Source organism: Bacillus sp. 05T31 (genome assembly GCF_056396725.1).
The window spans coordinates 1-10266 of the sequence record NZ_JBFTMA010000113.1 but is presented as its reverse complement, the minus strand read 5'-3'; the positions used below and the strand labels follow the sequence as shown (position 1 = coordinate 10266).

Sequence of the window (10266 nt, the reverse complement as noted above, 5' to 3'; positions counted from 1 at the left end):
CCCGAGAACAGGTATGATACTTATCCATTCATTGTTTGTAAGCAGATTTAAAATGATTAATAGACTACAAGATATGATAAATCCCCAAAATCCAATTTCTTTGCGCATAAGTCCTCCTTTAATTCCATTTTTAGGATTAATTGTATTGTAACATCCATTTATTGTTCTTACCATTACAGTACATGAAATTTCACTTTTTTTCTTTTTCCTATACTCACATACTTTCACTGCTTCCATACAATGAACTACACGAACGCCTAAAGGATGTGAATGTTATGGGAGTTGAATTAACGCTTTTACATGCTCTCTATATTCTTTGTTTACTCACTATTATTACCTTTTTTATTTTTAGAAAAGATACGACGATCATTTGTATCGTTTTTATCTTTTTATTAGCATTAACCGCTACAAGTTCTATCCCTCTTGCCATTAGTGGTATCTTTCAAAGTTTCATTTACGCCATTACCGAACTATTACCAACTATATTAATCATCTCCATTATCGTATCAATGAGCAACCTACTCGTTCATACCGGCATAAATGATACGATGATTTCACCATTTACAAAGATGATTCGCACCCCTGCACATGCCTACTGGATTATCGGTCTTTTAATGATGACAATTTCCTTTTTCTTTTGGCCTTCTCCAGCTGTCGCCTTAATGGGGGCCATTTTATTACCAGTCGCTGTACGCGTCGGCCTTCCGCCAATTGGAGTCGCAATCGCTATGAACTTATTCGGACACGGCATCGCCTTATCTGGTGACTTCGTTATTCAAGGTGCACCGAAATTAACTGCAGATGCTGCTGGTCTTCCTGTTTCCAGCGTTGTTTCAGCCAGTGTTCCCCTCGTTATCGTTATGGGTATTGTGACAACTTCCGTCGCATTTTTCTTCTTACGAAAAGAATTTCATACAGGCTTATCTATACAAGAATCTATTCCATCAACTGAGTCTTCTAAAACGCTCACTTCATTATCTCCTCAGACAAAAAAATGGCTCGCTATGGACTATTTACCGAAAGGTTCACATGGAATCATTAACGACTTAGGAATCGCCTTATCTCAAATTGTTCCTTTAAACCAATATGTATCGGCAGGAACATTAACTATCGTTGGTGTCATAACAGGCTTAGATGGATCTGGCTTTTCCGGTATATCACTTRCTGGTTCGATTGCCAATCTTTTCGGAACAGCACTTGGGCATGGAACAGCTACATTAACAGCAMTTGGGCAAATTGCAGCAATCTGGACTGGCGGTGGCACTTTAATTCCTTGGGCGCTTATTCCTGCCGCTGCCATATGCAAAGTAGATCCGTTTGAACTTGCGCGCCGAAACTTTTTACCAGTTGTGATTGGCTTAATCGTCACCACGATCGTTGCGATGTTTATTCTATAGCGTAAGCGAGTATTCTCTTGCTTACGTTTTTCATTGTGAAATCAATCATTTATTACTGACTTTCAAAAGGGATTATGTATATGTTAGCGAAGTTATATTAGGAGAGTATTTATTTCAAAACGTTTACGAGAAACAGATTACTTCAATTAGAAAAGGGGACATAACTATGAATGAATTGATTTTTGTCTTATTAATTTGTCCATTACTTATCTTTATCGTTTCTGTTATTGGAACACGTAGAACGAGAACGTACTATGTAATGCCAATTGTAACGTTTGCTAGTTTTTTAATAGTAGGTGCTATCGCCTTCCCTCCAAAGTTTTTCTTTTGGGTCGGTATGTATAGTATCTTCTCATTTATTATTTCTTATATGACTCTATTGTTTGTGAGAGGATATGAAGTTGCAGAAAACAATAAGTAGTTATTAGTGAGGAGATTGTACTATGATTTTCTTTGATATCGATGGAACTTTACATAAAATTTTAGCAATGATATAAAAAAGACGACCGCGTTCCCCCGCGGTCGTCTTTTTTCGTGTTACGCTGTAATCCAAGCTTCATTTGCTGGATTTTTACGCCACTCTTGTAATTTTTTCGTTTCAGCTTGTCCGATCATACCTTTTTCTGCTGCAACTTCAGTTAATGCACTGTAATCACTTAAAGAATATGATGCTACGTTTGCTGCTTCTAGTTTCTCTTTTCCTGACTCAAGCTCGTATGTGAAGATTGATACGATTCCTAATACTTCACAGCCAGCTTCGCGAAGTGCTTCTACACATGTAATTGCACTACCGCCAGTTGAAATTAAGTCTTCTACTACTACTACTTTTTGACCTTTTTCAGCTTTTCCTTCGATTTGGTTCCCTTTACCGTGACCTTTTGCTTTACTACGCACGTAGCACATTGGTAAATCCATACGATCGCTTACCCATGCAGCGTGCGCAATACCAGCAGTTGCTGTTCCTGCAATAACTTCTACAGTTGGGAAGTGCTCTTTAATTAACTCTTCTAATCCAGCTGCAATCGCTTGGCGTACTTTTGGATAAGATAAAGTTAAACGATTATCACAATAAATTGGTGATTTTATACCAGAAGACCAAGTAAATGGATCATTCGGTTGTAAAAATACTGCTCCAATTTCTAATAAATGCGATGCGATTTCTTTTTTCATACTGTTACACCTTCCCACTGTTGTTTTACTGTTTTATACGCTTCAAGCGGATTTTCTGCTTTTGTAATACTACGTCCAACTACGATGTAGCTTGAACCAAGTTCCCTCGCACGTTTCGGTGTTGCTACGCGCACTTGGTCATTTACATCATCGCTTGCAAGACGAATCCCCGGTGTTACTGTTACAAATTCATTTCCGCATACTTCACGTAATTTTGGTACTTCAAGTGTTGAACAAACAACTCCATCAAGTCCACTTTCTTTCGTTAATTTTGCATAATGAGCAACCGCTTCTTCTAACGTTTTCTCAATGCCAATCTCTTTTTTCATCATAGCTTCCGAAGTGCTTGTTAATTGTGTAACKGCAATACAAATCGGTCTCTCTTTTCCTTCTTGCTTACCTTCCTCTAATCCCTCAATCGCAGCTTTCATCATACTGCTTCCCCCAGCAGCATGAACATTTACCATATCTACATCTAGACTAGCTAGGCTACGCATAGCGCTTTTTACCGTATTCGGAATATCATGAAGTTTTAAATCTAGGAAGATTTTATGTCCTTTTTCTTTTAAGTACGTAATAATTGCAGGACCTTCTTTGTAAAACAACTCCATACCAACTTTGACAAATAACTCTTCCCCTTCAAAGTGGTGTAAGAATTGTTCTACCTCTTGTTTCCCTGGAAAATCTAGTGCAACGATTAACGACTGTGACATGTTTGCTTCCAGCTCCTTCCTTGACATTCCGAAATATGATCAAATCCTAATTCATCTAGTAATGCTGGTAATTCTTCAATAATTGTCGGACATACGAACGGATCGATAAAGTTCGCCGTTCCAACTGCAACCGCGCTTGCGCCAGCATAGAAGAATTCAATTACATCTTCCGCTGTTTCAATACCACCCATTCCGATAATCGGAATGTTAACCGCTTGACTTACTTCATGTACCATGCGAATTGCTACTGGCTTAATCGCAGGCCCTGATAGTCCGCCCGTACGGTTTGCTAAAATTGGTTTTGCAGTTTTTAAATCTAGACGCATACCAAGCAATGTATTAATCATCGTTAAACCGTCCGCACCCGCATTTTCAATTGCTTTTGCAATTTCCACAATGTTTGCCACGTTCGGTGACAATTTCACATATACCGGTACTTCAGAAACCTCTTTTACTCGCTTCGTTAAATCAGCAGCAATTTCAGGATTTGTACCAAAAGCGATACCACCCGTTTTTACGTTTGGACAAGAAATATTTAATTCTAGCGCATGAACATTAGGTGCCTTTGAAATTGCCTTCGCAACCGCTACGTAATCCTCAGCTTGTGAACCCGCAACGTTTGCAATAATCGGAAGATCAAATTGCTCGAGAAAAGGTAATTCAGAATTCATTACCTTTTCTAATCCAGGATTTTGAAGCCCGATTGCATTTAGCATTCCGCCTGGTGTTTCAGCAACACGAGGCGTTGGGTTTCCATAACGAGGTTGTTCTGTTGTCGCTTTAATCATAATTGATCCAAGTACACTTAAATCATAGAACTGTGCATACTCACGACCAAATCCGAAGCAACCAGATGCTGGGATGATTGGATTTTTTAATGATAACCCTGGTAATTCAACTTGCAATCTGTTCATAGTACAACCTCCCCGATTGGAAATACTGGTCCGTCGCTACACACCTTCTTGTAAGAATGTCCACTCGGATCTGCTTGCAAATGGCATACACATGCGAAACATGCTCCGATACCACAGCCCATACGTTCTTCTAATGAAATGTAGGCTTTTCTCTCCTTATAGCGTCCTTCTAATGCACGAAGCATCGCTAAAGGTCCACATGAGTAGAGAATGTCAAAGTCAATTCCATAGCTATCGATTACATCTGTTACAAACCCTTTTGTACCATGTGTACCATCAACTGTTGCAACATACGTATCACCAAGTTCTGCGAATTTCTCTTCATAGAAGACAACATCTTTCGTTTGGAAACCTAAGATGTGAATAACGCGTACTCCTTTTGCTACAAGAAGCTGTGACAATTCATATAGTGGTGGTACACCAATTCCCCCACCAACTAATAGAGCCGTTTGTCCAGATTCCGCTTCTTCTACAGGAAATCCATGACCAAGTGGTCCTAACACATCTACAAGTTCACCTTGTTTTCTTTTCGCTAATGTTTTTGTCCCTTGTCCTTCCGCACGATATAGCATTGTAAATTCGTTCTTGTCTTGATCGACATTACAAATACTAATTGGGCGGCGCAGAAGGGGCGTAATGCCCTCTGCTACCTTAATGTGTACAAACTGCCCTGGATCGTTCATTTGCTGCACTAAATCCCCTTGAAGCACTAATTCGTAAATGTTTTTTGCGATTTCTTTTTGGTTAACGACGATCATATTTTGCTTTTGCATCATGCATGTACCACCTCGTGACGCTTCGTTTGCGTAATTTCTTTCATTGAATGAGCTGAGAATGTCATAGATTCTAATACTCCCAAGATTGCTCTCGTTGTATCAAGTGATGTTAAGCAAGCCACACCATTTTCTACTGATTCACGGCGAATGCGGAAACCATCACGCGCTGGTTGTTTTCCTTTTGTTAATGTATTGATTACAAACTGCGCTTTCCCTTGACGAATAATATCAAGTAAGTTGTAGTCTTCAGAATCAATTTTGTTTACAACTTGCACCGGAATGTTTTGTTCTGTTAGCGATTGTGCTGTTCCTGCTGTTGCTAATAAGTTATAGCCGATTTCATGGAAGCGTTTTGCGATTTCCAGCGCTTCTTCTTTATCTTTATCCGCTACAGTGATGATTACTGATCCGTGCGTTGGAATGTTAATTCCTGAAGCAACAAGTCCTTTATATAATGCTTTTTCAAGCGTTAAATCTTTACCCATTACTTCCCCTGTTGATTTCATTTCAGGCCCTAATGTTGTATCAACTKAGCGTAGTTTCGCAAATGAGAATACCGGTGCTTTTACATACACTTCCTTCTCTTCTGGGTGATAGCCAGTTCCATATCCTTGTTCTACAAGGTTTTGACCTAAAATAACTTTCGTTGCGATATTTGCCATCGGTACRCCTGTAATTTTACTTAAGAATGGTACTGTACGGCTCGCACGTGGATTTACTTCAATTACATACACTTCATCTTTGAATACTACAAACTGAATGTTTAGTAATCCAAYAATGTTTAAACCTTTTCCAAGCCCAATTGTATGTTCAATAATTTGTTCTTTTAGTTTTTCAGATAAGCTCTGTGGTGGATATACTCCAATTGAATCCCCAGAGTGAACTCCAGCGCGTTCGATATGTTCCATAATACCTGGAATGAATACATTCTCACCGTCTGAAATTGCATCTACTTCAATTTCTTTACCAACCATATAACGGTCGATTAATACTGGGTGATCTGCGTGAACTTTAACCGCATTTTTCATGTAGTGCAGTAATTCTTCTTGACGATATACGATTTCCATCGCACGTCCACCTAGTACGTAAGATGGTCTTACTAATACTGGGTAACCAATTTTGTCAGCGATCGCTACTGCTTGCTCTACAGTCGTTGCTGTTTTACCAACTGGTTGCGGGATACCAAGCTTTGTTAAAGCTGCTTCAAACTTATCACGATCTTCTGCACGGTCTAAATCTTCAAGTGATGTTCCTAAGATTTTCACACCATGTGCTTCTAATTTAGCCGCTAAGTTAATTGCCGTTTGGCCACCGAATTGGACGATAACACCTTCTGGCTTTTCTAAATCGATAATGTGCATTACATCTTCGATTGTTAATGGTTCAAAGTATAATTTGTCAGAAATACTGAAGTCTGTTGAAACTGTTTCTGGGTTGTTATTAACAATGATTGCCTCATATCCAGCTTCTTTTATTGCCCATACAGAGTGAACTGTTGCATAATCAAACTCAACACCTTGACCAATACGGATTGGACCAGATCCTAGTACAACTACACTCTTACGATCTGTTACAATCGATTCATTCTCGTCACCATATGTGCTGTAGTAGTATGGTGTTGCAGATTCAAACTCTGCCGCACAAGTATCTACCATCTTATAAACAGGAATCATATTGCTTTCTTTACGCATATCGTAAATTTCACGCTCTGTTTTGTTCCAAGCATTGGCGATGTAATGGTCACTGAAGCCCATTTCTTTCGCAGATTGTAACACTTCCATATTTCCTACATTCGCTTTTACTTCACGTTCCATGTTTACGATATTTTCAACTTTTTGTAAGAAGAAGAAGTCCATTTCACACCATTCGTTGATTTCTTCTTTCGTTACACCTTGACGGATCGCTTCTGCTACAACGAACAGACGCTCGTCATCAGCTTTTATAATACGCTTTTTCATCGTTTCTTTATCAAGCTCTTTTAAGTGGTCTAACTCTAGGTGATAAACGCCAAGCTCTAAAGAACGGATCGCTTTTAATAATGATTGTTCTAAGTTACGTCCGATTGACATAACTTCACCAGTTGCCTTCATTTGTGTACCAAGTGTTCTGTTTGCTGATTCAAACTTATCAAATGGCCAACGTGGAATTTTTGAAACAACATAGTCTAATGCTGGCTCGAAGCAAGCGTATGTTTTTTGTGTTACTGGGTTTATAATTTCATCTAATGTTAAACCGACTGCAATTTTCGCCGCTAGCTTCGCAATTGGATATCCAGTTGCTTTAGATGCTAGTGCAGACGAACGACTCACACGCGGGTTTACTTCGATTACATAGTATTGGAAGCTATGTGGATCAAGTGCAAGCTGAACGTTACATCCACCTTCAATTCCTAATGCACGAATAATTCTTAATGAAGTGTTTCGTAACATTTGATACTCACGGTCACTTAATGTTTGGCTCGGTGCTACAACGATAGAATCACCTGTGTGAACCCCAACCGGATCGATATTTTCCATGTTACATACTACAATCGCGTTATCATTCGAATCACGCATTACTTCATATTCAATTTCCTTACAACCGGCAATACTCTTTTCTAATAAACATTGTGTTACTGGACTATGTTTTAATCCACCTGATACGATTTCAATTAGTTCTTCTTCATTATTACAAATTCCGCCACCTGTTCCCCCCATTGTAAATGCTGGGCGAACAATAACTGGATAACCAATTTCTTTTACAAATTCATGTGCTTCTTCCAGCGTATGAATAATCGTGCTAGATGGAATTGGTTCATTTAATTCCTGCATTAATGTACGGAATAAATCACGATCCTCGGCTTGCTCGATTGCTGATAATTTTGTTCCTAAAATTTCAACTCCGCACTCTTCAAGTATGCCTGATTTCGCAAGTTCAACCGCCATGTTTAGGCCTGTTTGACCACCTAATGTTGGTAGGAGTGCATCTGGACGTTCTTTACGAATAATACGGCTTACGAATTCTAATGTTAATGGTTCTATATATACTTTATCTGCTGTTGCAGTAYCTGTCATAATTGTTGCTGGGTTAGAGTTAACAAGGATTACTTTGTAACCTTCTTCTCTAAGAGATTGACAAGCTTGTGTTCCAGAATAATCAAACTCTGCTGCTTGCCCAATTACAATTGGTCCTGATCCGATTACTAAAATTGTGTTAATGTCTAGGCGTTTTGGCATAACTCTTCCCCTTCTTTCTTGAAGTTTTCAATCATTGCTAAGAAATCTTCGAATAAATCATTTGCATCTTCTGGTCCTGCAGAAGCTTCTGGATGGTATTGCACTGTAAATGCTGGGAACTTCGTATGACGAAGACCTTCTACTGTTCCATCATTTAAAGCAACATGTGTAATTTCCAGTTCTGTATTTCCAACTGATTCTTCTTCTACTGCGTAACCATGGTTTTGAGATGTAATTGCTACTTTTCCAGTTGCAAGATTTTTCACTGGATGATTTAAACCACGGTGACCGAATTTTAACTTACTTGTATTCGCACCAGATGCCAGGGCGAACAATTGATGTCCTAGGCAAATCCCGAATAAAGGAACTTTACCAATAATKTCTTTTAACATTTCAATTGCTTCTGGTACATCTTTCGGGTCCCCAGGTCCRTTACTTAACATAATTCCATCTGGGCTAAGGCGTAAAATTTCTTCTGCTGTTGTATTGTAAGGTACAACAATTACATCACAATCACGCTTATTTAATTCTCGTAAAATACCATGTTTCATTCCGAAGTCTACAAGTACAACTCGGTGTCCACGGCCTGGACTTGGATATGGATCTTTTGTTGATACGCGTTTCACATGATCTGTAAAGACAGTTGCTTTCAATTGRCTAACGATGTCCTCTACATCCACWTCCATRTTGCAAAGACGTCCGCGTAAAGTTCCATATTGACGRATYTTTCTTGTTAATTTTCTCGTATCAATTCCTGCTAATCCTGGGATATTTCTTTCTTGCAAGTAATCATTTAGCGAAATTTCATTACGGAAGTTTGATGGGTGATCACAAATTTCGTTTACGATTAAACCATTTACAGATGGGTGAATTGATTCAAAATCATCACGGTTAATGCCGTAGTTTCCGATTAATGGATACGTAAATGTTACGATTTGACCGCAGTATGATGGATCAGATAAAGTTTCTTGATATCCAGTCATCCCAGTTGTAAATACAACCTCACCTGACTTTTCTATTTCTCCTCCGAAACCTTTTCCAATTAATACTGTTCCATCTTCTAAGATAAGTTGTCTTTTCATACTAATGCACTCTCCTTTTGCCATGCGATCTTACCACCAACGATTGTCATAACCGGCCAACCTTGGCATTTCCAACCTGCGAATGGTGTGTTTTTTCCTTTTGATAAGAATGTTGTTGGATCAATTTCTTCTTCTTGTTCTAAATCGATAATTGTAATATCAGCTGTTCTGCCTTCTGTTAGGCGCCCTGCTTCTAAACCGAATGTGTCAGCCGGTTTTTCTGTTAAGAATTGAATCAGTTGCTCTAATGTAATGATTCCTTTTTTCACAAGGTTTGTATATAAAAGCGGGAATGCTGTTTCAAAACCAGTAATTCCGAACGGTGCTCTTTCAATCCCTTGCCCTTTCTCTTCTGCAGTATGCGGTGCATGGTCAGTTGCGATCATATCAATTGTTCCATCTAATAGTCCTTCAATTAACGCTGCATGATCTTCTTTTCCTCGAAGCGGTGGATTCATTTTAAAGTTAGGATCAGCCGATGGGATATCATCTTCACATAATACTAAGTGATGCGGTGTTACTTCTGCTGTCACCTTAATTCCAGCACGTTTCGCGTCACGGATTACACGTACAGATCCTTTTGTACTTACGTGACATACGTGGTAGTGACAATTTGCAGCTTCCGCAAGTAAGATGTCCCGGGCAATATGTACGGATTCACATACTGATGGGATACCGTTTAATCCGTGTTTCTCAGAAAACTTCCCTTCATGTACACATCCTTTATTAATAAGTGTGTTCTCTTCACAGTGTGCAACAACTGCCATATTTAATTTCGATGCACGCTTCATTGCAGCTAACATCATGCTTGCATCTTGCACGCCTACGCCATCATCAGTGAAAGCAAACGCTCCAAGTTCTTTTAACGTTTCAAAATCAGTCATTTCAGAACCTGCTTGACGTACTGTAATGGCTCCATATGGTAATACATTTACATGTGCTTTTTCTTTAATACGCTTTTGCAGGTCTTCCATATGTTCTTTACAATCTGGTACTGGG

Annotated in this window: 10 protein-coding genes; 2 read left to right on the top strand and 8 right to left on the bottom strand. The window is 39.1% G+C overall.

Going from position 1 to position 10266, the window contains the following annotated elements; genetic code table 11:
• Positions 1 to 174, bottom strand: a 174-nt coding sequence (locus tag AC1DJR_RS10045; protein ID WP_477002523.1) for a YoqO family protein, incomplete at its 3' end; no start/stop codon positions are given.
• 101 nt (positions 175 to 275) lie between these two features.
• On the opposite strand from AC1DJR_RS10045, the gene AC1DJR_RS10040 reads away from it, so the two are divergent.
• Both AC1DJR_RS10040 and AC1DJR_RS10035 read left to right on the top strand, forming a co-directional pair.
• Complete coding sequence (locus AC1DJR_RS10040) at positions 276 to 1397, top strand: hypothetical protein (RefSeq protein WP_477002522.1); 1122 nt, start codon at positions 276 to 278, stop codon at positions 1395 to 1397.
• Between the two features lie 166 nt (positions 1398 to 1563).
• On the top strand, positions 1564 to 1818 hold the full coding sequence (locus AC1DJR_RS10035; RefSeq protein ID WP_002033769.1) for a YbeF family protein: 255 nt from the start codon (positions 1564 to 1566) through the stop codon (positions 1816 to 1818).
• A gap of 116 nt (positions 1819 to 1934) precedes the next feature.
• Here the strand turns inward: AC1DJR_RS10035 and pyrE are convergent, their stop codons facing one another.
• The 7 genes from pyrE to pyrC form a co-directional block, all read right to left on the bottom strand.
• A complete protein-coding gene (gene pyrE, locus AC1DJR_RS10030) occupies positions 1935 to 2567 on the bottom strand; it encodes an orotate phosphoribosyltransferase (protein WP_002137968.1) in 633 nt (210 codons plus the stop codon).
• Positions 2564 to 3280: an orotidine-5'-phosphate decarboxylase gene (pyrF, locus tag AC1DJR_RS10025; RefSeq protein ID WP_000083510.1), complete on the bottom strand. Its 717-nt coding sequence runs from the start codon at positions 3278 to 3280 to the stop codon at positions 2564 to 2566. Before pyrF ends, pyrE begins: the two co-directional genes overlap by 4 nt.
• Entirely contained in the window at positions 3265 to 4194 is a 930-nt protein-coding gene (gene pyrD, locus AC1DJR_RS10020; RefSeq protein WP_002088238.1) for a dihydroorotate oxidase B catalytic subunit, read from the bottom strand. The genes pyrF and pyrD overlap by 16 nt, the downstream gene beginning before the upstream one ends.
• Positions 4191 to 4970 carry a dihydroorotate oxidase B electron transfer subunit gene (gene pyrK, locus AC1DJR_RS10015; protein ID WP_429691796.1) on the bottom strand — a complete coding sequence of 260 codons (780 nt, stop codon included), beginning with the start codon at positions 4968 to 4970 and terminating at the stop codon, positions 4191 to 4193. The genes pyrD and pyrK overlap by 4 nt, the downstream gene beginning before the upstream one ends.
• Positions 4967 to 8185 (bottom strand): carbamoyl-phosphate synthase large subunit, encoded by a 3219-nt coding sequence (gene carB / locus AC1DJR_RS10010; protein WP_477002521.1) that lies wholly within the window; start codon positions 8183 to 8185, stop codon positions 4967 to 4969. The genes pyrK and carB overlap by 4 nt, the downstream gene beginning before the upstream one ends.
• Positions 8170 to 9267 carry a carbamoyl phosphate synthase small subunit gene (locus tag AC1DJR_RS10005; RefSeq protein WP_477002520.1) on the bottom strand — a complete coding sequence of 366 codons (1098 nt, stop codon included), beginning with the start codon at positions 9265 to 9267 and terminating at the stop codon, positions 8170 to 8172. The genes carB and AC1DJR_RS10005 overlap by 16 nt, the downstream gene beginning before the upstream one ends.
• A partial coding sequence (gene pyrC, locus AC1DJR_RS10000; protein WP_477002519.1) for a dihydroorotase occupies positions 9264 to 10266 on the bottom strand: 1003 nt, incomplete at its 5' end. The genes pyrC and AC1DJR_RS10005, both read right to left, overlap by 4 nt.